This is a genomic window from Acidovorax sp. LjRoot66, assembly GCF_964253305.1.
In the GTDB taxonomy this organism is placed as follows: domain Bacteria; phylum Pseudomonadota; class Gammaproteobacteria; order Burkholderiales; family Burkholderiaceae_C; genus Acidovorax.
In genome coordinates, this window is sequence record NZ_CAXUQU020000001.1 from 2764231 (window position 1) to 2788534 (window position 24304).

Genomic DNA, 24304 nt, shown 5'->3' on the forward strand with positions numbered 1-24304 from the left:
CATGTTCGACGGCACGATACCCATGCCGGCGGCTGCGGCAGAATGGCCCGATACCCACCGAACTTCTGCCGCACTGGACCCTGGGGCGGCGAGGGGCGGCAACCGAGCCATTGCCATGCTGAACAGACTGCGCACCACTGCCATCGCTGCCCTGGCCGCCATCGCCATGGGCGGGGCACCCGTTCTTGCCGACACCCCGGTTGCGGCCGCGGCGGTGGCATCGCAGCCGGCCGGCGCACAGGGCACCTTCCCTGGGGCGGCCTGGAGCACCCCGGCCACCAGCGGGCAGCCGAGCGGGTGGTCGGCAGACAAGCTCCAACTGGCCGACAGCTATGCCGACTCGCTGCGCTCGGATGCCTATCTCGTGGTGCATCGCGGCGTGCTGGTGCATGCCTATGGCGACATCCGCCGGCCGATGAACCTCGCGTCGGTGCGCAAGAGCGTGCTCAGTGTCCTGTACGGCATGCACGTCAGCTCGGGCGCGATCGACCTGGACCAGAGCCTGGCGTCCCTGGGTATCACGGACAAGGGCGGGCTGTCCAACGTGGAGCAGACCGCCACCGTGCGGCAACTGCTGCAGTCGCGCTCCGGGGTCTACCACGAGGCGGCCTACGAGACGCCTGCGGCGAAGAAGAGGCGGCCGGAGCGCGGCAGCCATGCCCCCGGCACCTTCTGGTACTACAACAACTGGGACTTCAACACGCTGGCCACCATCTTCCAGCGCCGCACCGGCAAGGATGTTTTCGAGGCACTCAAGACCGAGCTGGCGGAACCTTTGCAGTTTGAGGATTTCCGCTACCCGCAGGACACGAAGTTCGAGTACGAGCGCAGCTCGGAGCACCCCGCCTACCTGATGTTCCTGTCTGCGCGCGACCTGGCGCGCATCGGCCTGCTGGTGGGCCGCGATGGCCAGTGGCAAGGGCGCCAGATGGTGCCGTCCGCCTGGCTGCGCGAGAGCACGACCTCGTACAGCGCCGTCTCGGGCGGTAGCGGCTATGGCTACATGTGGTGGCTGCCGTTCGTGGCATTTCCGTCGTGGCGCCTTCCCGGCAACCAGCTGGTGCTGGCGGACGGGAGCGGCGGCCAGTTCATGCTGATCGACCGGGCGCGCGACATCGTGCTCGTGCACCGGGTCGACAACAGCCGGCTCTGGTTCAAGCGCAATGCGGTGGATGTGGGGCAGTTCGCAGAGCTCGCGGCGCGCGTCCTCGCCGCCGCTCCGGGGAAGTAGGCAGCGGCCCTCAGGCGCCGAGCAGGTGCCGGATGATCGCTTTCTGCACCGGCAGCAGCAACTGCTTTTGCCCGTAGCCTGCAAAGCGCGGGTAGAGCAGGGGGTCGAACGCCAGCTCGCGCCCGATGGAAAACGGCGGCGTCGGCAGCAGCACGGGGTGGCCCATGCTTTCCAGGTCGGCCAGCGTGAGAGGCCTGCCTGGCGCGTCGGCGTCGCTCGGCCAACCATCGGTGATGACGATGTCCATAGGGCCAGGGGGCTCCGATGCAAAGCGCACGCCCGGCAGCGTTTCGTCGTGCAGGCGCGCGTCGCACACGTGGTGCAGCTGCGGCAGCCCCAGCACCTGAGCCAGTTGGTGCCAGGACCGCAGCACGTTGGTGGTCGGGCCCCACAGGCAGATGCGCGCGTCCCTGATCGGCATGAGCGCACTGTCGATGTAGTTCGCATCGGCCAACACCTCGCACGGGTGCCCCGCGCCCGACATGGCGTTGATGACGGGCCTGCACGACGCCGCAGCGAACTCGGTCAGCCGCTGGTGGTTGGATTCGCGCACCACATACAGGTCATAGAACGGGTCGAGGTAGCCCGCCAGGTCGCAAGCGCGCTCTGCGGTCTTGAGCAGGTTGGGCAGCTCGGTGAATGCCAGGCCCAGGTCGCGAAACGCCTGGACGAAGGTCGTGCGCGTGCGGATGCCGTTGCCTTCGAAGGACCAGGCGACATGGCCCCGCAGCGCCTTGTCGGGCTGCCTGGCCAGGCGCCAGATCGCATCGACGCTGTCGGGGGTGAGCTCGGAGAGGGTGATGAGGTTCATGCAAAGTGGGTTGCAAAACGGGGGAATCGGCCGGTGCCGATGTGCCAGCATCGCAGAAGTAAACCATAGCCGCAGCGTTGCGCTTATCCTGCTGGCTTTGCGAGATCCATTGCGGGGGAAAACAGCATGCGGTTGCTTCAGCGGGGAATCACGGCGCTCATTCTTGGCCTGGCCGCCGTCGCGCCATCGGTTGCCGGTGAGGCCAAGGAAAGCCACAGCGCGCGCCCCGGTCTTTTCTTCGCATGGCTGTCGCCCGATGATGGATCGGTGGTGGTGCAGTTCGACGATCCCGCCCATGTCCGGGCGCTGGCGCGCCACTGCCATGCGGGCGGTGGTGTCTTTTCCACCCAGACCGGCGTGAAGTACCAGTGCAAGATGGAGGTGCCCAAGAACGCTTCGGGGCAGGAGCAATGGGATTCGGCCCAAGCCTCGGTGCAGGGCGAATCGCCCAAGTCGGATACGCGGCAGTTCGGGCTGTTTTCCATGGCGCCTGTGCGCGCCACCCGGTGGGCCACGCGCCGTATCTCTGCACCGGAGGTGGAGGCCATTGCGGCGCTGCTGGGCTCAGATACCCAGCGGTTTGGCGCGGTGCAGCGGCAATTGAAGCTCGCCACGGCATCGGTGGTGAGCCAGCCTGGCAGCCCAACTGTGGCCATCATCGTGCCCGGGCGGGTGGTGGAGGATCGCGCCGCGTTCTACCATGCGCGCAGGCACCATGTGTTCACGAAAAACGGCAGTGGCGTGTCGTACCTTGGCGAGGTACCCGGCAAGCCCGTCAGCTTTGCCGATATCGACCAAGCCACCCAACTGCCAGGGCTGGTGGTCAGCGAGGGCTGCGACGGGTGGTGCATCACCCTGTGGAGCCTGGCGGGCGGGCTCGCGCAGGTGGGGCGGTTCGGGGGGCATTGAAGCCCTCCTACGGATTTGTCTTCAACCGTCTAACTTCGTTGGTCCGCCTTGCCGTGCTACAGCACTGCCTTGTCGCCTTTGGTCTGTAGCCCTTGGCTTCTCAGCTGCTGTGGCGGATGCCGGTATAGAGTTCGGGCGAGACCACTTTCGCATCGTTCGACCAAGGGTCTTCGACCACTGCTTCGCCGTTCCTGACGACTGCCAGCAGTGCCTGGAACGATGGCGAGAATTCGCGTTGTTCGAAGATCGCCTTGATCCGCGCCACGAAGCGCGTGCGGGGGCTGTCTTCGCCTTCCGCTTGCTGGTCGAAATGGAAGATGCGGTACACCGCGATCAGCAGCAGTTCCCGCCATGCCGCTTTGCTAGAAACTTCCTCCCGTGCGCAGAAGTGGTACCAGACCTCCAGCGGCCGCTCGTACTGGAACAGCATGTCGCGGGCGCCGGGCGCCAGGGCTTTTGGCGACGCCAGCCATTTGCTCATGGTCCACAATTGGTCCAGATCGAGAGGTAGGGGCAGCAGAGGAAACTCCTCAAAATCCACCGGGTAGCGGGGCGCTTTGAAGGAATAGGTGTTGCGTGTCACGGGCAAGCGCACGTGGCGCTGGGTAGCGTCCTCGGGCCACATCAGATTGAACAGGCGCTCGTTGCTGTCGTCCGTGTGCGCAACGATCACCTTGCAGTCCGCGTAAGGTTCCCGCGCCTGGGCAAGGTGCACCATCGATTGCGGTATCTCCCTTTCCAGTTCGGATTGCTGGAACATGTGGGTGCCGCCCGTAGCGGGCAGAACGAGGCCTATGTGCAAGCACAGTTCGGTGAAACCCATCAACCGGTCGGCTGGCAACGCATGGGGGTTGTCCATGAACATGTCGCGCAAGGGGCGCAGCACCGCTTCATCCTTGCAGGGGTGCAGGTACAGAAAGAGCATCAGGTCCAGATGCCGTGTCGTGGAACTCCGGTTCCAGTCGTGCAGCTTCTCCCATTCAGGCAGCGTGCCCTTGAGAAAGTACCTCTTGATGATGGCCCTGGCCTTCTTGTTCTTGTCCAGCAGGTACAGCAGCGGCTCTATCTCCTGCCATTGGAGAGTGCGTTCTGCCATCCACGCCTTGTCGGTCGTTTTCCAGTGGCTCGCATCAAAGCCGTCAAAATATCCCAAGTCGTTCTCCCTTGTTTTTTTGATCATGCAACATGGCTGGTGTGCTGCGGATCTTAGGCAGGGTTCGCGCTGGATCGCTGGACAAACTGTCCAGTCGGATGCCCCCATGTGTTGATCCACGGCGCGCGTGGCGCGCTTTCGGAGGAGTTTATGGATCTGATGAAGTTGATGCGCAGCCTGGAGGAGTTTGTCTTCGAGGCGATCGCGCTGCTGTTCTTCTACCCCCGAACGCTGCTGCGGATTGTCTTCAAGCCCCTGCAGGCCATGGAGTACGCCGAGCAGGAAGAGGCCTCGGACAAGCCCCTGGCCTACGATGACGCGGTGAGCCCGCCCTTGCTGCTGTTGATCACACTGCTGCTTACCAACGGGGTGGCGATGGCTTTGCACGTTGCACAGGCGTCGGACGCTCCGCCTCTGGCCAAGGAACTCCTGGACTCGCCGCAGAACCTGCTTCTTTTTCGCAGCCTGCTTTTCAGCCTTGTCCCGCTGACGGCCGCGGTGCTGCTGTTGCGAAGGCGAAGGCAGGCAGCATCCCGCACGACGTTGCGGCCGCCCTTCTTCGCACAGTGTTACCTGACATCGCCGTTCGCGCTGGTCGTTTCGCTGGGCCTCATCGCGACGCAAATGCCTGGGCGGGGCTTTGGCATGGCGGGAGGGGTTGCGTGCGCGATGGCATTCGTATGGATGGTAGGCATTCAGGCCGCGTGGTTCAGGGCCAAGTTGGGCGTTGGGCGCCTGGCTGCGCTGGGAATGGGTCTTGGGCTGTTGGTGTGGGCATGCGCCTGGGTGCTCGTCGCTGCAGTGTTGGTTGCGATTTTTTGACCGCCTGGCTGCAGGAGAGCGCATGCGCATTCAACCCCGTTGGTGGATCGGTCTGGGCGTATACCTGACCTACATGGGCTGGGTATTTGCTGCATGGACTTACCTGGACATCGACTACGCAGCGCTGGGTTCGCAGGCGAACCTGCTGCGGGGCGTCATCGTGCCACTGGGCATTGCGGCCATCGTGCTGTGCGCCTTCAATGGGCTGGCAGGGTGGTGGCCTCAGGCGACCCGCGAACCACCGCTGCGCCAGCCGGTATTCCTGGCCGCAGTGCTGGTGCCCATGCTCGGGTTCATCGGCATGAACCTGTACAGCACGGCCTGGGCGGCAATCGGCATGGAACACGTGCTGGTGCTGGCCGCCGCCATGCTGCTGGTGGGCTTCTGCGAAGAAATGGTCCACCGCGGCATTCTGCTGGTGGGCCTGCGCCACTCGCTGCGGTCCGAGGCGTGGGTGTGGTTCTGGTCGAGCGCGCTGTTTGGCCTGCTGCACGCCACCAACGCCTTCTTCGGCCTGGGCGCGGCGGCCCTGGTGCAGGTCGTTCTGGCCTTTTGCGCGGGCACGGGGCTGTACCTCGTGCGCCGGCTCACGGGCAACCTGTGGATGGCGATGGCTTTGCACGCCCTGTGGGATTTTTCGAGCATTGCCCAGGGCCTGGGGCGGGGCCCCCAGAGCCTTGGCGCGCTCGTCTTTCTGGGCGGCATCTATGTGGCTTCCATCGCCGTGGTGGTGCTTGTGCTTCGCTGTGGGGCGGGAGCTGGGGCCTCCGCGAAACCCTGACCTTGGAATGCCGGCAAGGCCGCACGCGGAAAGCCGCAATGCCAGCCAGTGGGCGATGCCCTTACTGCGGCACCAGCCCCGCCGCCTTCACCAGCTCCGCATGGACTTTGATCTCCTGCGTGATCGCGTCCTTGAGCTGCTGGCTGGTGCCGGGTGCCACTTCCATCCCGCTGGCGGCCAGCTTGGCCTTGATGTCGGCATCGGCCAGGGCAGCGTGCGCAGCGCGCTGCAGCCGGTCGATGATGGGCTGCGGCGTCTTGGCCGGGGCGAGCAGGCCGACCCAGGCCGAGAGGTTCATCTCGGGCGCGCATCAGGCCGAGGGCATGCAGCTTGCCGGACTGGATGTGCGGCAGGGCCTCGGGCAGCACGGCAAACAGCATGTCCACCGTACCGGCCAGGGCGTCGTTGATGGCTGGGGCGCCGCCCTTGTAGGGCACGTGCAGCAGCTCGGTCTTGGTGCGGGTGGTGAACATCAGCCCCGCCAGGTGCTGCGGGCTGCCGTCGCCTGAGGAGGCGTAGGTCAGCTTGCCCGGCGCGGCCTTGGCGGCGGCCAGCACGGCGGCCACGGTAGGAAACTTCTGCTTGTCCTTGACCACCAGCACCATGGGCTGGTTCACGAACTTGGTGATGGGCACGAAGTCGGCCTCGGGGTCGTAGGGCAGGGTCTTGAAGATGCTCTTGTTGGTGGTGAGGAACGAGGCGGGCGAGACCATCAGCGTGTAACCGTCTGGCGCGGCGCGTGAGACCAGCGGCGTGCCAATCTGGCCGGAGGCGCCGGCCTTGTTGTCCACCACGAAAGGCTGGCCCAGCTCGGCCGCCATCTTCTGCGTGACCACGCGCGCGATCATGTCGGCGCTGCCGCCGGCGGGCAGGGCCACGATGACCTTGACGGGGCGGTCGGGGTAGACGGCACCTTGCGCGAATGCGGTGGTGGCGGCGGCTGGCGCGAGCAGGGCGCAGGCGAGGGTGGACATCAGGCTTCGGCGTTGCATGGTGCTGGGTTCCTCAGAAAATAGGGCGAATGAAATGGGCGTGTGCGATGCGCATCTTCATGCAAGTCCTGTACCAGCGCACCTTGTCTGGCTGGGGCGCGGCGCCCCGCCACTCGGGCTTGCAGGCCGCTCGGCGCCGTCCCGTCGATCGGGGGGCCGCCAGATCAGCCTGCCTGCGCTGGTGTTGCGGATGCCGGTACCAGGCGATCAAGTACGGCCCTGGCGCTGGCGAAATCGAGGTTCGCCATGTGGCGTTGCAGGGCGGCCAGGTGGTCGCCCCCCAATTGCGCGCTGAGCGCGAGTTCGAGCCTGTGGGCGCAATCGAGCGCATCGAGGTCGTGGGTGTCCAATAGGTGCTGGAGCTGCATGATTTGCTCCCAGGCGCCTGGTGCCAGCGGCACGGCATTTGCGCCGGGGGCTGCAGGGCCGGGCGCCGTGCAGCCATCGCGGTCCGAGTGCCACTGCCCCGCGATTTCCTGCATCTGCGCCGCCAGCAGAGTGATGCCTTCCGTGTGGCCGTTGCGTGCCGAGGCCTCCGCCTGCGAGGCCAGGGCGTGCATCTGTTCGGCCCCCACGGTGCCGGCCATGCCCTTGATGTCGTGCAGCAGTGCGGCCAGTTCCGGCGCGGCAGGTGGCCGTGCCTCTGTGCCGTGCGCCGGTGTCGCTGTATCCAGCAGCCTGCCCACCGCGCCCAGCGTTTCCGAAATCCGGCGCAGCATCTGCCACAGCAAGGGGGCTGAGCCCTGGAGCCGCGAGAACGACTGCTGGGCGGATACGCCCTCGACGCTCGGCCAGCCGACGGGCGCCTCGGCAGCCGGGGGTGGCGTGTGCGGGCCGGCCAGACCTTCATGGCCCGGCAGGTGGCGGCGAATGGTCCTGACCAGCATCGGCGGATCGAATGGCTTGCCGATGATCGCGTTCATCCCCGCGACCAGGGCCTCTTCTCGCTCTGCGGAGGAGACCCCCGCCGTCAGGCCGATGACGGGCAGCTGCGCCAGGCCCAGGGTGGTGCGTATCTGGCGGGTGGCATCCAGGCCGTCGAGCACCGGCATGTGCACATCCATCAGCACCGCGTGAAAGCGCTGCGGTTGCAGCGCCAGCAGGTCGAGCGCGGCCTGGCCATGCCGGGCCACGCTGACCTGCGCGCCCTCGCTGGTCAGGATGCGGGCCGCTACCTCCTGGTTCAGCTCGTTGTCGTCCACTACCAGCAGCGAGACCCCGCGCAGCCCCTGCCCCTCGGCAAGCGGTGCGTCGGGTTCGGTAGCTGGCTGGCTGCCTGTCGACCGATAAAGGGGCAGTGCCACCAGGAACTGGCTGCCCTGGCCGATTTCGCTGCGCAGCTCGATGTGTCCGTCCATCAGGTCCACCAACTGCTTGACGATGGACAGGCCCAGCCCGGTGCCCCCAAAGCGGCGGGTGGTGGACGTGTCCGCCTGCACGAAGGGCGCGAACAGCCGCTGCCGGGATTCCTCTGAGATCCCGATGCCGGTATCGCTGACCAGGAAGCGGACCTCCGTGCTGTCGCCAGCCCGTTCCTGAAAGCGCACTGTGAGCCGCACTTCCCCCCGGTCGGTGAACTTCACCGCATTGCTCAACAGGTTGATCAGCACCTGGCGCAGCCGCGTACTGTCACCTTCCAGCGCGAAGGCTGGCGGCGCCTGGACGTCCATCACATAGGCGATGCCCTTGGCCTGCGCCTGCAGCTCCACCAGCGCAGACACCTCGCGCACCATCTGGTCGATATCCAGGGGGAGCCTTTCCAGGGTCACCTCGCCGGCCTCGATCTTGGACAGGTCGAGCACGTCGTTGATGACGGCCAGCAAGGCCTTGCCCGCCACCTGCAGCTGCCGCAGCATGCCTTGCTGCTCGCCGTTGAGCGCGGTGCGCGCCAGCAGGTAGGACAGCCCGATCACCGCGTTCATCGGTGTGCGGATCTCGTGGCTCATGTTGGCCAGAAAGCGGCTTTTGGCGTCGCTGGCTTCTCGAGCTTGCTGCATCGCAATGCGCAGCGATTTTTCCTGTTCAAGGCGCGTGCTCACGTCATGGGCAATACCCAGGTAGCCGATGAACGAGCCGGCGGCATCGGCCATGCGCGTCACCGCCAGCGACACGGGCAACCGGGCCCCGTCGGCACGTGCCAGGCGCCATTGGCGCAAGGGGTCCTGGCTGGCGGTATGGATCAGGGCCATGCGCACCTCGGGGGGCAGGCCATCCATCGAGGTCTGTTCCTGCATCTGCGTCGGTACTGGCCGGCCGTCCAGCGCCTGGTCCCCGGCCTCGACGAAGTCCGAGGCATTCCTGCGCCCGATGACCTGCGCCGCCGGCACGCCCAGCAGCAGTTCGGCACCGCGGTTGAACACGGTCACCACACCCTCCTCGTCCGTGGCCACGATGGCGACCTGCGTGGACGCCTCCAGCACCGTGCGCAGCAGGGTCAGCGTGCTTTGCAGCTGCATTTCGGTGCGCTTGCGGTCCGTGATGTCGCTGCGGATGGACACGTATTTTTCCACCCGCCCCTGGGCATCGAGGAACGGCGCCACGACGCTGTCCACCCAGTACAGCGCGCCGCTCTTGGAGCGGTTGCACACCTCGGCCCGCCAACTGCTCCCGGTGCTGATGGTGCGCCACATGTCCACCCAGAACTGCGCGCCGTGCGTGCCCGAGTTGACGATGCGGTGGTTCTGCCCGATCAGCTCGTCCCGTTCGAACCCGGAGATGCGGCAAAACGCATCGTTGACATCGATGATGCGGCCGATGCGGTCGGCCACCGAGACGATGGTGTGCTTGTTCAGCGTTTCCAGCAGCGCTGCGTTGTCCCGCTGGGCTGCCGCCAGTTGCAGGCGGCTTTCGTTGAGCTCCGTCACGTCGTGCACGAAGGCGTAGAAGCCCTTGACCTGCCCATCGGCAATGTCCGGCAGGTAGTGCACCAGGGAGTGGCGCTGCGGCGTGTCCCCGCTGCCATGGCCGGTCTGCTCGAACATGCGTGCCTCGCCCCGCAGCGCTGCCTGCACATGGGGGGCGGACACTTCGTACATGCCGTCGCCGATCAGGTCGCGCAGGTGCATGCCCGGCACCAGGGCGGGGTCCATGTGGAACCAATCGCCGTAGGCCCGATTGGCCACCCGGTTGCGCTGGTCCGTGCCCCAGTAGCCGATCTGCGAGGGCATGGCATCCAGCACGGTCTGCAGGGCGTGCCGTGCGGACTCCAGGTCGCTGGTGCGCTGGCGTACCTGGTCTTCCAGCGTGGCGTTCAGTTCAATGACCCGCCGCGCGGCGGCCCGCACTTCGCGCACGTCGCGCAGGGTCTTGGCCAGGCCGACGATGCGGCCATGGCTGTCCTCGATGGGGCTGGCAGAAACCGAGACATCGATCAGCGTGCCATCGCGGTGGCGCCGCGATGTCTCGTACGCCTTGACCCGCTGGCCCTTGGCCACCATGGCCAGCATGGACTCGTCCTCTCCCTCGCGCCCCGCCGGCACCAGCAGCTCCTGCGCGGTGTGGCCCAGCACCGCGTCGGCCTCGTACCCGAACAGGCGCCTGGCCCCGTCGTTCCAGTCGGTGATGACCCCTTGCAGGGTCTGCACGATGATGGCGTCGTCCGAGCCCTGCACGATCGCCGCCCGCCGGGCCTGCTCCAGCAGCTGGCTGCGTGAGCGGTGCACCAGGTGCAGCACGGCGATGGCCAGCGCCGCCGCCGCCAGGCCCAGCAGCACCGCCATGATCGCCTCGCGCCAAGCCGGCGCAAGGCCGAGCGATGCGACGAAGGCGGGTGTGGGCTGCAGGTCCACTTCCCACTCGCGGCCGAACAGGGGCAGGGTGGTACGCCCGCCAGGTGCCGGCCCTGCCAGCGGGTCGGACGGGCTGCCGTAGAGCCAGTGGTCCTGCGGTGCCTGCCGGTCGCGGATGCGCAGAACGAAGTGCCCCGACTCCACATCCAGGCCGCGCAGCACCTCGTCCATCTGCAGCGGGGCATACACCCAGCCGCGCAGCGCCTGTTCCCGGTTGGCGGGGGTATCGGTGGCACCGCCAAAGCGGTAGACCGGCAGCATCAGCAGCAGGCCGCTGGAGGGGGTGCCCGCATCCTGGATCAGGGTGATCGGTCCGCTCAGGGTGGCCTGGCCGGTGCGCATGGCTGTCAATGCCGTGGCCCGGCGCGAAGGCTCCGAGGCGATGTCCAGGCCCACGACCCGGTTGTTGCGGTCCAGGGGCTCGATGTACTGGATGATGTAGCGTTCGCCGCCATGTGGCTCGAACTGGCGCACCTTGAAGTCGATCCAGTCTTCCGCGAGCACCTTGCGCACGAAGGCCGCTTCCTCATGCGCCGCAACCCTGTGGATGTAGCCAAAGCCCCGGGCACCCGGGAACTCCAGCGCGAAGTCACGGGTCTGGCTGTAGCGGGAGAAGGCGTTGTGGTCCAGATCGTCTCCCGCCGCTGCCACCGCCCCCCGGGTGCCGCGCAAGCCGTATTCGTACTGGCGCAAGCGCACGGCGATCTCTTCCAGCACCCGGCTCTTGAGCCGGTCGAAGCGCTGCTCCGTGGTCGCCTGGTTCTGCCGCAACTGGCGGTCATAGGCCACCACGGCTGCGACCAGGGTCAGGCACACCACCAGGAGTGCCAGCAGCACCGACTGTTTCGCCACGCTGGTGGCGTTCTGGCCGGTGCGCTGCGGGCCCGATGCCATGCGGTCAGCCCTGGGGGCCCGAGGCGCGCCAGCAGTCCCGCCCAGCGTTCTTGGCCGCGTAAAGGGCCTTGTCGGCGCGGCTGACCAGCCCCCACAGGTCCCCGTCGGCGATGGGCACTGGCTGCGCCTGCGCCGCGTGCGTGCCCACCCCCACGCTCACCGTCACATGGTCTGCGTGCAGCGATCCGGCGTGCGGCAGGCCCAGCAAGCGCACCGCCTGCAGCGTGCGCTCGGCCACCTCCTGGGCGCCTGCCGCATCGGTGTTTGGCAGCAGGATGGCGAACTCTTCGCCGCCCATGCGCCCCACGCAGTCTGCGGGGCGCTGGGCCACGGACACCAGGGCCAGCGCCAGGGCCTTCAGGCAGCTGTCGCCGGCGGGGTGGCCATAGTGGTCGTTGTAGCGCTTGAAATGGTCGACGTCGACCATCAGCATGGACAGTGGCGCAGCCGTGCGCGCGCAACGCTGCCATTCGCGCTGCAGCAGGTCATCGAAATGGCGGCGGTTGCTGACCCCGGTCAATCCGTCGGTCGTGGCCAGGTTGCGCAGTTCGTCCGTCAGGGTCTTGATGCGCAACTGCGTGCGCACGCGCGCGAGCAGCAATGCCGCGTTCACGGGCTTGGTGATGAAATCGACCGCCCCAGCCTCCAGGCCCCTGACCTCGGCCTCCGTCTCGCCGTGGCCGGTTACGAAAATCACGGGGACATCGGCGAGCCGTGCGTCCGCCTTCATTGCGGCGCACACCTCGTAGCCGCTCATGCCAGGCATCTCGGCGTCCAGCAGCACCAGGTCCGGCGCGCAGCCTGCCATCTGCTCGAGCGCATCGCGGCCCCGTATGGCAAACCGCAGTTGGGCTGCTCCCTTGAGCATGCCTGCCATGACCTGGATCATGGCGGGGTTGTCATCAACAATCAGGATGCTGGGATTCATGCACTGCTTATTCTGGATTTCGTTGGCGGTGGCGGCAAGTGCAATTTGCGCAATGCCTGCCCCGGCACTGTGGGGGGCGGCGCGCAGGCAAAAAAGACCGTGCATGGTAGTCAAAGGCTCTGACGTAGCCCTGACGTGGCGCTGGCTCCGTTCAGGGGCCGTTGCGTGATCGACCCAGAGAGTGTGCGGGCGGCTACGGGCCGGTTGCTTGACCTGCGTCAAGCCTTGCCGCGCAAATTTCTCGCCATGTAACAAATCGCTTATCAATCCAGCCATTGCGCCGCAGAATGGGGCTCAGGAGGGGCTGCATGATCAACAGGTTGCTGAACCGGGTTTCACCGTTTCGCAGTGTCCGGGCGCGTTTCTCTGTGGTCATGGGCGGCTCGGGCATCGTGCTGGGCCTGGCGCTGACGATGTTCATGGAGTGGCATCTGGAAGAAGGCCTGCGCGGCTCGGCGCGCGATACCTTGAATGCCGTGGCCGACGAGATCGCCCACGAGCTCAACGAGGACATCAACAACCGGCAGCGCGAGGTGGAGCTGATGGCGGACATGATCGCCGGCCGCAACGCCATCGATCTGCAGTCGATCCGCAAGTCCATGGATGAACTTCAGGGCAGGGAGTCAACCTACGCCTGGATCGGATTGGCCGATGCGCGGGGGCAGGTGATTGCTGCATCCGGTGGGCAGTTGCAAGGCGTGGATGTCTCATTGCGGCCCTGGTTTGCGGCCGGGCTGCGCGGCGGCTTCGTCGGCGATCCGCACGATGCCGTGCTGTTGGCGCGGTACCTGGCGCCGCGCCCGGACGGGGAGCCGCTGCGCTTTCTCGATGTGGCGGCACCGCTGCTGGACAAGCGGGGCATCGCCCAAGGTGTGCTGGCCGGGCACCTGCACTGGGACTGGGTGCGCCAGGTGGTCTCCGACACCGTGTCCAAGCGCCGCAAGAAGAACATGGTCGAAGTGCTGATCGCCAACCGCAAAGGGGAATGGCTGCTGAACTTCAATCGCCACGGAAAGCCGCCGAACGCCTCCCTGCAGGCCGTGCAGTCCGACACGGGCTACCTGGTGGCCACGCAGAAGGTGGTTGCTGCCGTGCCCGCGGAAGGCCTGGGCTGGACGGTGGTGGTGCGCGAGAACATCGACAGCGCGCACGCGCCGGTCTACCAGGTGCGCAAGCTGATGTTGTCAGCCACTGCACTGCTGGCAGCCCTGTTTGCGCTTCTGTCCTGGCTGGTGGCGGGGCGCGTGGTGCGGCCCATCGTGGAACTGGCCGACGCGGCCAGAAGCCACGCGCGTGATGCGGCCCAAAGCCCCGAGCAGCCGCGCAAGAGGGCGGTGGACGAGACGTTGGTGCTGGGCGCAGCCATGGACCAACTGGCCCACCATGACCGGCTCACGGGCCTGTTCAACCGCAGCGAGCTGCTGGCCCGATTGCAGCAAGCCATCGAGCAGGCACGCGCACGCCGTTCCTTCGGCGCATTGCTGCTGGCCAACCTGGACAATTTCACCGTACTCAACAACACCCGTGGGCACGAGGCGGGCGACCAGCTGCTTGTTGCCGTGGCCGCCCGCCTGCGGCAAATGGAGGGTACTGGTGCGGTTCTGGCGCGCATCGGGGGCGATGAGTTCCTGGTGCTGCTGGAGGGCCTGGGCCGCAGCCCGGGCCTGGCGCAGGAGCGCGCCGCCGCCATGGCGGCCACCGCGCTTGCGCAGTTCGGCACGCCGTTCCTGCTGGACGACGGTGCCTGCACGGTGCAGGCCTCCATTGGTGTGACCGTGGTGGGCGACAACGCTGCCACTGCGGACGAGGTGCTGCAGGGTGCCGAGCTGGCCATGCTGGAGGCCAAGAAACGCGGCAAGGGCCAGGTGGCGATGTTTGACCAGAGCATGCGCGATGCCCTGCACGAGCGGGTGCAGTTTGAGCAGGATCTCAAGAATGCAATCCCGGGCCAGCTCGTTGCCTTCTACCAGCCGCAGGTTCACCTGTCCTCGAATCTGCAGGGCGCCGAGCTGCTGGTGCGTTGGAAGCATCCGGTGCATGGCATGGTTTCACCGGCCCGCTTCATACCACTGGCTGAGGAGACGGGCCTCATCCTGCCCTTGGGCCGATGGGTGCTGGAGACGGCCTGCCGCACGTTGTGCGAATGGGCTGCGCACCCTGTGCGCAGCCACCTCGTGCTGGCCGTGAATGTGAGCGCCCGCGAGTTCAGCGACCCCGGTTACCTGCAGGGAGTGCGCAGCGTGCTGAATGCCACCGGGGCCAATCCGCAGCGCCTGAAGCTGGAGCTGACCGAGAGCGTGCTGGCCAAGGATGTGGACGAAATGGTGGACAAGATGCAGGCGCTCAAAGTCCTGGGCATCAGCTTCTCTCTGGACGACTTTGGCACCGGATTTTCGTCGCTGGGCTACCTCAAGCGCATGCCGCTGGACCAGCTCAAGATCGACCAGTCTTTCGTGTGCGAGCTCGCCACGAATGCCAACGATGCCTCCATCGTGCGTGCCGTCGTTGCGCTGGGCCAGGGGCTAGGCCTGCAGGTGATCGCCGAAGGCGTGGAAACACTGGAGCAGCGCAACCTGCTGGCGCGCTACGGCTGCACCTGTTACCAGGGCTACTTGTATGGTCGACCCGCCCCGATCCAGGAGTTCGAGGCCACCATCGAGCGTGCCTGGGAGCGTTGATCGAAGGCACCCCCCTTGCTGAGCAGCCGGCTTGACGCCTGTGCTGCAGCAGATCGACAGTGCATTGGACGGGAAGGCCCTTTCAGCCTTGTGGCGGTGGTGTAAACAGTGCATCGATCTCCAACTCCACCCACACCCCATCGGGCAGGCTGGCCACGCCGAGCGCACTGCGCGCGGGCAGCGCAAGGTGCGGGAAGGCAATGGCCAGCACGTCCGATGCGGCGTCGAGCACCCGCGGGTGCGCGCCAAAGTCGGGTGCCGAGCGCACGAAGCCGCGCAGGCGCACCACGTGCTGCACGCGGGCCAGCTCGCCGCCGCAGGCGGTGCGCAATGCGGCCAGGGCGTTGAGCATCGCCACGGTGGCTGCATGGCGCGCGGGCTGCAGGTCGGCATCCGATGCGCAAATGCCGGCCAGGGCCTGGCCGGCGATGCGGCTGGTCTGGCCGCTCACCGCCACCCAGCACTGGCCCGCCACCTCGTGCACATGGCAGGGCGCGTAGCTGCCGCGCGGCTGGGGGGCGGGTGGCAGCACCAGGCCGGCGGCGGCCAGGCGTTCTTCGGGCGTGGTGTGCATGGTGTCGTCGTTCATGCCGCGCCCTCCATCACCTCGCCGCTGAGCCAGCAGCCGGCGACCGCACCCTGCGCATCAAACCGCGGCCGCACCGCGATGGCCGAGGGGCTGCCCATGGCGTCGCCCTGGCGCACGGTGCACACCACGGGCGATGCCGCGCTGCCCACGGCAATGGTGCCGGTGGCTGCCAGGTGCCCCCAGAGCGCTGCCGCCGCAATGCCGGTGGCTGCATCTTCCGGGTAGCCGGATTTGCGCGGGAACTGGCGGGCGAACACGGTGGGTTCTGCCGCCACCTGCTCGCCGGTGGCCAGTGCATAGGGGTACAGGCCGGTGGAGGCGATAGCGTCGCAGGTGGATTCCATGGCAGCGAAGTCCGGCACGAGGCCGTTCAGCGTGGCCGCATCGGGCAGGGGCACCAGGGTCTTCACGCGGCTGGTGGCGGCGTTGGTGGTGGGGAGGGGGGCAGGCAGGCGCAGGGTGCGCGCCACGAGCGCAGCCGCATCGGGCTCCAGCAGCTCCTGGCGCACGGCGGGCTGCGAGATCCACACGCGCTGGCGTGCCGCGTCCCACTCCACGTCCACCAGGCCGCTCAGGGTCTGCACGCAGGCCGTGGGCGTGGTCCACACGCCCCAGCGGCGCAGCGCCCACAGGCTGCCCACGGTGGCGTGGCCGCACATCTCCATCTCATGGTGCGGCACGAAAAATCGCAGGCGCCAATCGGCACCGGGTACATCGGCCGGCAGCACGAAGGCCGACTCGTGCCCGTGGGTGCGCGCGATGTCCTGCATCTGCGCGGCATCCATGCCGCGCGCATCGGCCACCAGCGGCACGGGGTTGCCGCCGCCCGGGCCGTTGACGAACACGCGGATCAGGACGACCTGGCCGGGTGCCGGCAGCGAGGCGGGAAAGGGGAGGGTGTGCTCAATCAACGCGCGCTCCTACGGCTTTGGCGATGCGACCCCAGTAGGCCGTGTCGCGCACCACGGCCGCCTGCAGCGCATCGGGCGTGCCCGGTGCGGCGTTCACGCCCAGCGCGGCCAGCTCGGCGGCCACGGCGCGGTCGGACAACACGCTGTTGAGTGCCTGGTTGAAGCGCTCCACCACGGCCTTGGGTGTCTGCGCGGGGAAGACGATGCCGTACCACAGCGACTGGTCGAACCCGGCCATGCCCTGCTGCTGGAAGGTGGGCACGCCAGCCAGCAGCGCATTGGGCGCCGTGGTGGCCACGGCGTGGATGCGGCCCGCGCGGATGTAGGGCACCAGCCCGGCCGGGTTGTCGAACATCAGCTGCACCTGGCCCGAGATCAGGTCGGTGTAGGCCGGTGCCGCGCCGCGATAGGGGATGTGCACCAGCGGCACCTTGGCGACGCCCTTGAACTGCTCGCCCAGCAGGTGCGACACCGTGCCCGCGCCCACGGACGCGAAGCTGAAGCCCTCGGGTTTGGCCTTGAGCGCGGCCAGCAGGGCCTTGGTGTCGGGCTTGCCCAGGGCGCCCGTGGTGGCCAGCACGTAGGGCGATGTACCGATGAAGCCGGCATACGCGAAATCCTTGGCCGGGTCGAACGGCAGCTTGGGGTACACGCTCACGCTGACCGCGTGGGTGCTGGTGGTGGCCACGCCCGCGGAGTAGCCGTCGGGCGTGGCGCGGGCCACCAGCGCGGAGCCCAGGGTGCCGCCGGCGCCTGCGCGGTTGTCGATGACCAGGGGCTGGCCCAGCTCCTTTTGCAGCCGGGGCTGCAGCGCGCGCACCACCAGGTCGGTGCCGCCGCCGGCCGGGAAGGGCACGACCAGGGTGATGGGCTTGGTGGGCCATGCAGTCGTCTGCGCGAGCAAGGGTGCGCAGATGCCGGCAAGGGCCAGGGCCAGCAGGGCGTGTCTGCGGGGATGGGAAACAACAGGGGGCGAGGCGGGCATGGGGAACTCCATCACGAAGGAGGTCCCATGCTAGGAACCGCGCCCCGATCCGGAAAACCAGAATGCGACAGGCCGTGATCCCAATTGCGACAGGTGCTGCAGCAGGGTCAGTGTGCCACTGACTTCAGCAGCCGCGTCAAGTGCCCGCTGGTCGCAAACCCCAGTTGCACGCTCACCTGCGCCAGCGGCAGGCCGGTGGCCAGCAGCCGGCGCGCGTGGGCGGCCAGCATCTGCCGGCGCAGGGCCACGGGGCTCTGGCCGAATTCGTCTTGGCAGGCGCGCTGCAGCTGGCGGGTGGAGGTGCCCAGCTCGCAGGCGATGGCGTCGATGCCCTGCAGGGGCTCGTCCCAGTCCAGCGCCTGGGCAAAGCGCGCCAGCATCTGCCGCGCGGGCGAGTGTGGCCGGGCCATATCGAGCGGGCGGGCCTGGGCGATCTGCCGCACCACGGCCAGCACCAGCGGCTCGGCCGCGCGCGGGTCGAGCGCCGGGGCCAGCAGTGCATCGAGCATGGACAGCGCCGCCGCGTCGAGACGGATGGCCCCACGCCCGGTGCTGCAGGCGCGCGCGATCTCGGGCGCCAGGTACAGCTCGCCATGCTCCTGGTGGTGCGTGGCGGACTGGGTGCGGTGGGCGGTGGCCACGGGCAGCAGGATGGCCTGGCTGCGTGCCAGGCGAATCTGGTCGAAACCGGCATGGCCAGGGGCGCCTTCACTCTGCCAAGCGCTTTGCAGCGCCCCCTTGCGCGGCCATAGCAGCATGGCGCAATCGTGCACATGCCAGTCGAACTCGTAGTGCGCCTGGCGGCTGTGGCGCAGCGCAAAGCCCTGGGCCGCCAGCTGGGGGAGCTTGGGCGACAGGGTGGGTTGCAGTGCGGGGGCGGTGGTCATGTCACTGAAAGTGCATGCACGCACCATGCCAGATGCCAGGGAAGATGTCGAGCGCAGCCCCATGCGTATCCGGGCCTTCCGACAGGAGCGGCGCACACAGCTCAGCGAAGCGGTTCTGGCTAGGCGCTGCGTCGCAGGCAGTACGGTCAGTACGACAAGACGCAGCAACAACGCCAGAAGAGCTGTGTTCGTCGCTCTCAGGCAGCGACAGGCTGCGGCTGCCCCAGCGATCGCAGTATGTCCCGCACCATCTGCGCGCGGTCCTTGGGGTCCTTGAGCTCGCGCTCGATGCGCAGCTTCTCGTTGCCCGCCAGCTTGATGTGCTTGTTCTTCTGGATCAGCTCGATGATGCGCATCGGGTCGATGGGCGGCTGGGGCTTGAAGGTGATGTGGATGACGCCCGGGGCGGCATCGACCTTCACCACGCCGTAGGGCTGGCTCAGCACGCGCAGGCGGTGCACATCGATGAGGGTCTGGGCCTGCGGCGGCAGCTTGCCGAAGCGGTCCACGATCTCTTCGAGCAGGCCGTCGATCTGGTCGGGGTTCTTGGCGGTGGCCAGCTTCTTATAGAACGACAGGCGCAGGTGCACGTCGCCGCAGTAGTCGTCGGGCAGCAGGGCGGGGGCGTGCAGGTTGATGTCGGTCGTGACCGACAGGGGGCTGAGCAGGTCCGGCTCCTTGCCGGCCTTGAGCGCCTTGACGGCCTCGTTGAGCATCTCGTTGTACAGCTGAAAGCCCACCTCCAGCATGTTGCCGCTCTGGTTCTCGCCCAGCACCTCGCCGGCGCCGCGGATCTCCAGGTCGTGCATGGCCAGGTAGAAGCCGCTGCCCAGCTCTTCCATCTGCTGAATGGCATCCAGGCGCTGGGCGGCGTTCTTGGTCAGGCCCTCGGTGTCGGGCACCATGAGGTAGGCATACGCTTGGTGGTGGCTGCGGCCCACGCGGCCGCGCAGCTGGTGCAGCTGCGCCAGGCCGAACTTGTCGGCACGGCTCATGATGATGGTGTTGGCCGTGGGCACGTCGATGCCGGTCTCGATGATGGTCGAGCACAAGAGGATGTTGTAGCGCTGGGCCACGAAGTCGCGCATCACGCGCTCGAGCTCGCGCTCGGGCATCTGGCCGTGGGCCACGGCGATGCGGGCCTCGGGCAAGATTTCTTCGAGCTTCTGGCGGCGGTTCTCGATGGTCTCCACCTCGTTGTGCAGAAAGTACACCTGCCCGCCGCGCTTCAATTCGCGCAGCACCGCCTCGCGTATCACGCCCGTGCCCTCGTTGCGCACAAAGGTCTTGATCGCCAGGCGCCGCTGCGGTGCTGTGGCGATGACCGACAGGTCGCGCAGGCCTTCGAGCGCCATGCCCAGCGTGCGCGGGATGGGCGTGGCCGTGAGGGTGAGCACGTCCACCTCGGCGCGCAGGGCCTTCATCTGCTCCTTGTGGCGCACGCCAAAGCGGTGCTCCTCGTCGATGATGAGCAGGCCCAGGTTGTGGAACTTGGTCGATTCGCTGAGCAGCTTGTGCGTGCCGACCACGATGTCCACCGTGCCGTCGCCAATGCCCTTGATGGCGGCGGTGATCTCCTTGCCCGAGCGAAAGCGCGAGACCTCGGCCACCTTCACCGGCCACTTGCCGAAGCGGTCCATCAGCGTCTGGTAGTGCTGCTCGGCCAGCAGCGTGGTGGGCGCGAGAAAGGCCACCTGCTTGCCGCCCGTGACGGCCACGAAGGCGGCGCGCAGGGCCACCTCGGTCTTGCCGAAGCCCACGTCGCCGCAGACCAGGCGGTCCATGGGGCGCGGGCTGATCATGTCCTGGATCACCGCGTGGATGGCGGCGTTCTGGTCGGCGGTTTCTTCAAAGCCGAAGTCGTTGGCAAAGGTCTCGTAATCCTGCGGGCTGTAGCGGAAGGCATGGCCCTCGCGCGCAGCACGGCGGGCGTAGATGTTGAGCAGCTCGGCCGCGCTGTCGCGCACCTGCTCGGCGGCCTTGCGCTTGGCCTTTTCCCACTGGCCGCTGCCCAGCTTGTGCAGCGGCGCCTCGTCGGCGCTCACGCCGGTGTAGCGGCTGATCAGCTGCAGCTGGCTCACGGGCACGTAGAGCACGGCCTTGTCGGCGTACTCCAGGTGCAAGAACTCCTGCATGGCGGGCGTGCCGTCGGCGTTCTTGTTGCCCACGTCCATGTTGACCAGGCCGCGGTAGCGGCCGATGCCGTGGGCGCTGTGCACCACAGGGTCGCCCACGTTGAGTTCGGCCAGGTCCTTGATCAGCGCCTCGACATCGCTCACCTGCTCCTGCTTCTTGCGCCGGCGCGTGGTGGGGCCGGCGGCAAACAGCTCCGTCTCGGTCACGAAGTCGATGCCGTCCTCGATCCAGCTGAAGCCCACGGTGAGGCCAGCGGTGGCAATGCCCACCTTTTCGTCGGGCGTGCCCTGGAACTCGGCCAGCGAGTCAAAGGCCGGCGGGCTGACCCCGCTGGCGCGCAAAAAGTCGAGCAGGCTCTCGCGCCGGCCCGCGCTCTCGGCCAGCAGCAGCACGCGGTGCTGCGTGTTGCGGATGTGGGCGTGCAGGCGGGCCAGCGGGTCCTCGGCCCCGCGCACCACCGACAGGTCGCCGAGCTTCTGGAAGTGCGGGTTGTCGGCAATGTCCTCCACCCCGGGGCGGATGGACAGCTGCGCATGCAGGTTGGCGCGGGTGTAGAACTGGTCTACCGAGAGGAACAGCGATTCGGGCGGCAGCGCCGGGCGCTCCGGGTCGCCCTGCACCAGGCGAAAGCGGTCTTTCGTGTCTTGCCAGAAGCGCTGGAAGGCCGGCTCCAGGTCGCCATGCAGCACCACGGTCGCCTCGCTGCCCAGGTAGTCGAACACGGTGGCCGTGTCGTCGAAGAACAGCGGCAGGTAGTACTCGATGCCGGCGGTGGCCACGCCGTTGCCCATGTCCTTGTAGATGCGGCTCTTGGTCGGGTCGCCCTCGATCATCTCGCGCCAGCGGCTGCGGAACTTGGCGCGCGCATCGTCGTCCATCGGGAACTCGCGGCCGGGCAGCAGGCGCACCTCGGGCACGGGGTACAGGCTGCGCTGGCTGTCGGGATCGAAGGTGCGGATGCTGTCGATCTCGTTGTCGAACAGGTCCACCCGGTAAGGCACCAGCGAGCCCATGGGGAACAGGTCGATCAGCCCGCCGCGCACCGCGTATTCGCCGGGGCTCACCACCTGCGACACATGGCTGTAGCCGGCCAGCGTGAGCTGGGCCTTGAACTTGGCCTCGTCGAGCTTTTGCTTGACCTGGAAGTGGAAGGTATACCCCGCCAGGAAGGAGGGCGGCGCCAGCCGGTACAGTGCCGTGGTGGCTGGGACCAGCACCACGTCGGCCTCTCCCTGGCTGATGCGCCACAGCGTGGCCAGCCGCTCGCTGATCAAATCCTGGTGCGGCGAAAAGGTGTCGTAGGGCAGCGTCTCCCAGTCCGGGAACAGCGCGCAGCGCAGCGTGGGCGCGAAGAACGCCATCTCTTCGATGAGGCGCTGCGCATCGGTGGCGTCGGCCGTGACGATGGCGGTGGTGCGGCCCCCCGCCTTGTCACGTTCGGCCAGGCGGGCCAGCAGCAGGGAATCGGCGCTGCCCACGGGGCGGGGCAGGGTGAAACGTTTTCCGGGGGAGAGTTTGGGCAGTTCCATGCGGACGGTAGGGGTCGTCTGGGCCACCGCATCCCCAGGGGCGCGAGACGCGCACGGGCTGGATGGGGGGCAACAGACCATTTTAGGTGGTGGAACGCATCTTTGCTGGGGCGTACAGGCTGTGACAAGTGCCCAGGCGCCGCGTGGCCCGCGCTGACCGTCGTCCATTTCCGTCCATTCGTCGGGCCATGCCCACGCCCGCAGCCCTGTGTCCCTACACTCGCGCGCCAAAAGGAGGAATCGCCTTGATCCCGCTGACCACCCGACATTTGAACGACCAGCGGCTTGACAGCGCCCTGGACGAACTGCTCGCCAATGCCCGGCTCGCAGCAGTGGCCGGCCATGCGCCCGAGGCACTGGCCGCGCTGGGCCTGCTGCTGCAGCGCGAGGGCGCATGGCGGCTGCCGGCCCACGGCGCGCTGGTGGCGCAGGTGCAGCGGCTGTTGCCCGCCGTGGCGCTGCTGGCCGGGCAGGGCTGCCCTGCCGTGGGGGAGCAGGAAGCGATGGATTGCGACCAACTGGCCAACTGGGCCGGGCAGCAGGCCGGGCAACTGCTGCAGTCGCTGGCCCTGCCGGGCCGCCTGCAGCTGGCGCCTGCGGGCCAGGATTGGTCGGCCGACTTCCTTGCCACCCTGGTGCAGCGCCAGGGTGCGGCCGGCGACCCGCGGCCGCACCTGGCCTTTGGCGCCTTCTGCATGGATGCGGAGCTGGTGCTCAAGGCCCGCATTGCGCAGCATTTCGGCGCGTCGAACGCCTTGCTCGCCGATGTGCCCACGGCCGATGACTTGACCGCGCTGGGCCTGCCCGAAGACGAGGTGGCCGCCATGCTGGCACAGCTGCAGTCGGCCGGCCATATCGACGTCGCGCCTACGGCCGAGGCCACGGACACCCTGGCGATTGCGCGTGCCATGGCCGGCTACCTGCGCGCCACGGGCTTTGCCGGCGGCTACCTGGTACACAGCATCTGGCAGGCCTGCTGGCTGCTGCTAGCGGGGCAGGGCCGCGACGGCGATGCCACCGAGGTCGCCGCCGCCTTGCTGGCCCACGATGCGCCGGCCGCTGCCACAGGGTTGCTCGACCTGGCCGTGGTGCCTGTCGCCGCGAACCTGCTGCGCGCGGGGCACCTGGAGCAGGCGGTGGGTGTGGATGCACAGGCCGTGTCCACATGGCGGGCGGCTCTGGCCACGCGGGCGGCATCTACGCCTGCGCCTGAGCAGCCAGCGGCGGTGCCGCCAGCTACTCCCACGGAGCCGCGCGAAGCCTGGCTCGCCCGGCTGCAGGGCACGCCCTTGGCGGCGCTGGACTGGCTGGCACTGCCGGTGCCCGGCCAAGCGGGCGCGGCCAGTGGCGAAGTCGCCTGGGCGGCCCAGGTGCAGGTGCCTGAACGCGAGGCCCTGTGGCAGGCGGCGCGGGCGCTGGTGGAGCAGGGCAGTGGCCGCTGGCCCGTGGTGACAACGCTGTGGTCGGGCAGTACCGAGGCACCAGAACCCGAGGCGCTGGCCGATGACCTGTTCATGCGCTTCCCCTATGAGCAAGGTGCAGCGCGCGACGATGTGTCGCCACGGTCCTTCATCGCCACTGCGCGCGGCATCGGCGCCGACGAGGTGCTGGCCGAGCTGGCAGAAAGCTTCTACCCCCTGGACGAAGAGGACCAACTGGACGTCTGGCGCGGCGAACTCGCTGCGGCCGGCGTGGCCGGGGAGGCCTGCGCCGGCTTTGACGCCGCCTGGGCCGCATGCGCCGGTGACCGGCTGCGCTTTGAGCGCTGGCTGGCTGCCCTCGAAGAGGCCCAGGGTGCTGCTGACCCCGAGCGCGGCCGCCAGGAGCGCTTCGATCCCGACAACGCCTGGCTGGTGCTGCTGCCCACACCCCACAGCGAAGAAGCGCTGGCCTACCTGCACTGGTATGGCATGGAGCGTGGCCGTGCCGATGGCTTCATCGCACTGCTGCGCCGCTGGCGCGAGCGCTACGGTGCCGAGCTGTGGGCGCACTACGGCACCATGCTCGAATTCAGGGTGCGCCAGCCGCCGCAGGATTTCGACAGCGCCCTGGCGCTAGCCCGCGAGCACGACCTGGCCGCGCCCTGCACCCTGGCCTTGCCCGGTATCGCCTTGCGCCACCATGCGCTGGGGCTGGTGGACTATGGCACCTGGTTCTTGCACGAAAGGCCGTAGATAAAGCACCCCCTGAGTCGCTGCGCGCCTTCACCCCTCTCTCGTCTCGCTGCGCGAGTCGGGAGGGGGACGCCCCCAGCGCGGCGGGGCGGCCCTTGCGCGGGGG

General features: G+C 67.8%; 16 protein-coding genes. 6 read left to right on the forward strand and 10 right to left on the reverse strand.

Annotated features, from left to right (window positions below):
* Positions 1–115 precede the first annotated feature (115 nt).
* A complete protein-coding gene (locus ACSQ3Y_RS12765; RefSeq protein ID WP_436177507.1) occupies positions 116–1231 on the forward strand; it encodes a serine hydrolase domain-containing protein in 1116 nt (371 codons plus the stop codon).
* Between the two features lie 10 nt (positions 1232–1241).
* Here the strand turns inward: ACSQ3Y_RS12765 and ACSQ3Y_RS12770 are convergent, their stop codons facing one another.
* Complete coding sequence (locus tag ACSQ3Y_RS12770) at positions 1242–2042, reverse strand: ornithine carbamoyltransferase (RefSeq protein ID WP_305744724.1); 801 nt, start codon at positions 2040–2042, stop codon at positions 1242–1244.
* Positions 2043–2168: 126 nt separating this feature from the next.
* Between ACSQ3Y_RS12770 and ACSQ3Y_RS12775 the strand changes: the two genes are divergently transcribed.
* The gene (locus ACSQ3Y_RS12775) at positions 2169–2951 is read left to right on the forward strand and encodes a hypothetical protein (protein ID WP_436177508.1); all 783 of its coding nucleotides are present in this window, start codon (positions 2169–2171) and stop codon (positions 2949–2951) included.
* 100 nt (positions 2952–3051) lie between these two features.
* On the opposite strand, the gene ACSQ3Y_RS12780 is transcribed toward ACSQ3Y_RS12775, so the two are convergent.
* On the reverse strand, positions 3052–4131 hold the full coding sequence (locus tag ACSQ3Y_RS12780) for a hypothetical protein (protein ID WP_428001599.1): 1080 nt from the start codon (positions 4129–4131) through the stop codon (positions 3052–3054).
* 123 nt (positions 4132–4254) lie between these two features.
* Here ACSQ3Y_RS12780 and ACSQ3Y_RS12785 point away from each other — a divergent pair, with 123 nt between their 5' ends.
* Complete coding sequence (locus ACSQ3Y_RS12785) at positions 4255–4926, forward strand: hypothetical protein (RefSeq protein WP_057204774.1); 672 nt, start codon at positions 4255–4257, stop codon at positions 4924–4926.
* 22 nt (positions 4927–4948) lie between these two features.
* The gene (locus tag ACSQ3Y_RS12790) at positions 4949–5707 is read left to right on the forward strand and encodes a CPBP family intramembrane glutamic endopeptidase (RefSeq protein ID WP_436177509.1); all 759 of its coding nucleotides are present in this window, start codon (positions 4949–4951) and stop codon (positions 5705–5707) included.
* Here ACSQ3Y_RS12790 and ACSQ3Y_RS12795 read toward each other — a convergent pair.
* The 3 genes from ACSQ3Y_RS12795 to ACSQ3Y_RS12805 all read right to left on the reverse strand — a co-directional run bounded on the left by ACSQ3Y_RS12795 (position 5632) and on the right by ACSQ3Y_RS12805 (position 12309).
* On the reverse strand, positions 5632–6699 hold the full coding sequence (locus ACSQ3Y_RS12795; RefSeq protein WP_436177510.1) for a tripartite tricarboxylate transporter substrate-binding protein: 1068 nt from the start codon (positions 6697–6699) through the stop codon (positions 5632–5634). The two genes, ACSQ3Y_RS12790 and ACSQ3Y_RS12795, sit on opposite strands and share 76 nt — an antisense overlap.
* A 164-nt stretch (positions 6700–6863) precedes the next feature.
* Complete coding sequence (locus ACSQ3Y_RS12800) at positions 6864–11381, reverse strand: PAS domain S-box protein (RefSeq protein WP_436177511.1); 4518 nt, start codon at positions 11379–11381, stop codon at positions 6864–6866.
* A gap of 4 nt (positions 11382–11385) precedes the next feature.
* Positions 11386–12309, reverse strand: coding sequence for a diguanylate cyclase domain-containing protein (locus ACSQ3Y_RS12805; protein WP_436177512.1), 924 nt, complete (start codon positions 12307–12309; stop codon positions 11386–11388).
* A gap of 308 nt (positions 12310–12617) precedes the next feature.
* Here ACSQ3Y_RS12805 and ACSQ3Y_RS12810 point away from each other — a divergent pair, with 308 nt between their 5' ends.
* On the forward strand, positions 12618–14987 hold the full coding sequence (locus tag ACSQ3Y_RS12810) for a putative bifunctional diguanylate cyclase/phosphodiesterase (RefSeq protein ID WP_436177513.1): 2370 nt from the start codon (positions 12618–12620) through the stop codon (positions 14985–14987).
* A gap of 82 nt (positions 14988–15069) precedes the next feature.
* Here ACSQ3Y_RS12810 and ACSQ3Y_RS12815 read toward each other — a convergent pair whose 3' ends face one another.
* The 5 genes from ACSQ3Y_RS12815 to mfd all read right to left on the reverse strand — a co-directional run bounded on the left by ACSQ3Y_RS12815 (position 15070) and on the right by mfd (position 22024).
* Complete coding sequence (locus ACSQ3Y_RS12815) at positions 15070–15576, reverse strand: RidA family protein (RefSeq protein WP_436177514.1); 507 nt, start codon at positions 15574–15576, stop codon at positions 15070–15072.
* Positions 15573–16487, reverse strand: a complete 915-nt coding sequence (locus ACSQ3Y_RS12820) for a PhzF family phenazine biosynthesis protein (RefSeq protein ID WP_436177515.1) — start codon at positions 16485–16487, stop codon at positions 15573–15575. Before ACSQ3Y_RS12820 ends, ACSQ3Y_RS12815 begins: the two co-directional genes overlap by 4 nt.
* Positions 16480–17472 (reverse strand): Bug family tripartite tricarboxylate transporter substrate binding protein, encoded by a 993-nt coding sequence (locus tag ACSQ3Y_RS12825; protein ID WP_436177516.1) that lies wholly within the window; start codon positions 17470–17472, stop codon positions 16480–16482. The genes ACSQ3Y_RS12820 and ACSQ3Y_RS12825 overlap by 8 nt, the downstream gene beginning before the upstream one ends.
* A gap of 107 nt (positions 17473–17579) precedes the next feature.
* Complete coding sequence (locus tag ACSQ3Y_RS12830) at positions 17580–18359, reverse strand: helix-turn-helix domain-containing protein (RefSeq protein ID WP_436177517.1); 780 nt, start codon at positions 18357–18359, stop codon at positions 17580–17582.
* Between the two features lie 197 nt (positions 18360–18556).
* Positions 18557–22024 (reverse strand): transcription-repair coupling factor, encoded by a 3468-nt coding sequence (mfd, locus tag ACSQ3Y_RS12835; RefSeq protein WP_436177518.1) that lies wholly within the window; start codon positions 22022–22024, stop codon positions 18557–18559.
* 245 nt (positions 22025–22269) lie between these two features.
* Here mfd and ACSQ3Y_RS12840 point away from each other — a divergent pair, with 245 nt between their 5' ends.
* Positions 22270–24198, forward strand: coding sequence for a DUF4253 domain-containing protein (locus ACSQ3Y_RS12840; RefSeq protein WP_436177519.1), 1929 nt, complete (start codon positions 22270–22272; stop codon positions 24196–24198).
* The last annotated feature ends 106 nt before the right edge of the window (positions 24199–24304 follow it).

Coding starts and splice junctions, on each gene's coding strand:
- ACSQ3Y_RS12800 (WP_436177511.1), bottom strand. CDS start 11,381: ATGGCATCGGGCCCGCAGCGCACCGGCCAGAACGCCACCAGCGTGGCG.
- ACSQ3Y_RS12815 (WP_436177514.1), bottom strand. CDS start 15,576: ATGAACGACGACACCATGCACACCACGCCCGAAGAACGCCTGGCCGCC.
- ACSQ3Y_RS12780 (WP_428001599.1), bottom strand. CDS start 4,131: ATGATCAAAAAAACAAGGGAGAACGACTTGGGATATTTTGACGGCTTT.
- ACSQ3Y_RS12795 (WP_436177510.1), bottom strand. CDS start 6,699: ATGCAACGCCGAAGCCTGATGTCCACCCTCGCCTGCGCCCTGCTCGCG.
- ACSQ3Y_RS12765 (WP_436177507.1), top strand. CDS start 116: ATGCTGAACAGACTGCGCACCACTGCCATCGCTGCCCTGGCCGCCATC.
- ACSQ3Y_RS12790 (WP_436177509.1), top strand. CDS start 4,949: ATGCGCATTCAACCCCGTTGGTGGATCGGTCTGGGCGTATACCTGACC.
- ACSQ3Y_RS12830 (WP_436177517.1), bottom strand. CDS start 18,359: ATGACCACCGCCCCCGCACTGCAACCCACCCTGTCGCCCAAGCTCCCC.
- ACSQ3Y_RS12775 (WP_436177508.1), top strand. CDS start 2,169: ATGCGGTTGCTTCAGCGGGGAATCACGGCGCTCATTCTTGGCCTGGCC.
- mfd (WP_436177518.1), bottom strand. CDS start 22,024: ATGGAACTGCCCAAACTCTCCCCCGGAAAACGTTTCACCCTGCCCCGC.
- ACSQ3Y_RS12770 (WP_305744724.1), bottom strand. CDS start 2,042: ATGAACCTCATCACCCTCTCCGAGCTCACCCCCGACAGCGTCGATGCG.
- ACSQ3Y_RS12785 (WP_057204774.1), top strand. CDS start 4,255: ATGGATCTGATGAAGTTGATGCGCAGCCTGGAGGAGTTTGTCTTCGAG.
- ACSQ3Y_RS12810 (WP_436177513.1), top strand. CDS start 12,618: ATGATCAACAGGTTGCTGAACCGGGTTTCACCGTTTCGCAGTGTCCGG.
- ACSQ3Y_RS12805 (WP_436177512.1), bottom strand. CDS start 12,309: ATGAATCCCAGCATCCTGATTGTTGATGACAACCCCGCCATGATCCAG.
- ACSQ3Y_RS12825 (WP_436177516.1), bottom strand. CDS start 17,472: ATGCCCGCCTCGCCCCCTGTTGTTTCCCATCCCCGCAGACACGCCCTG.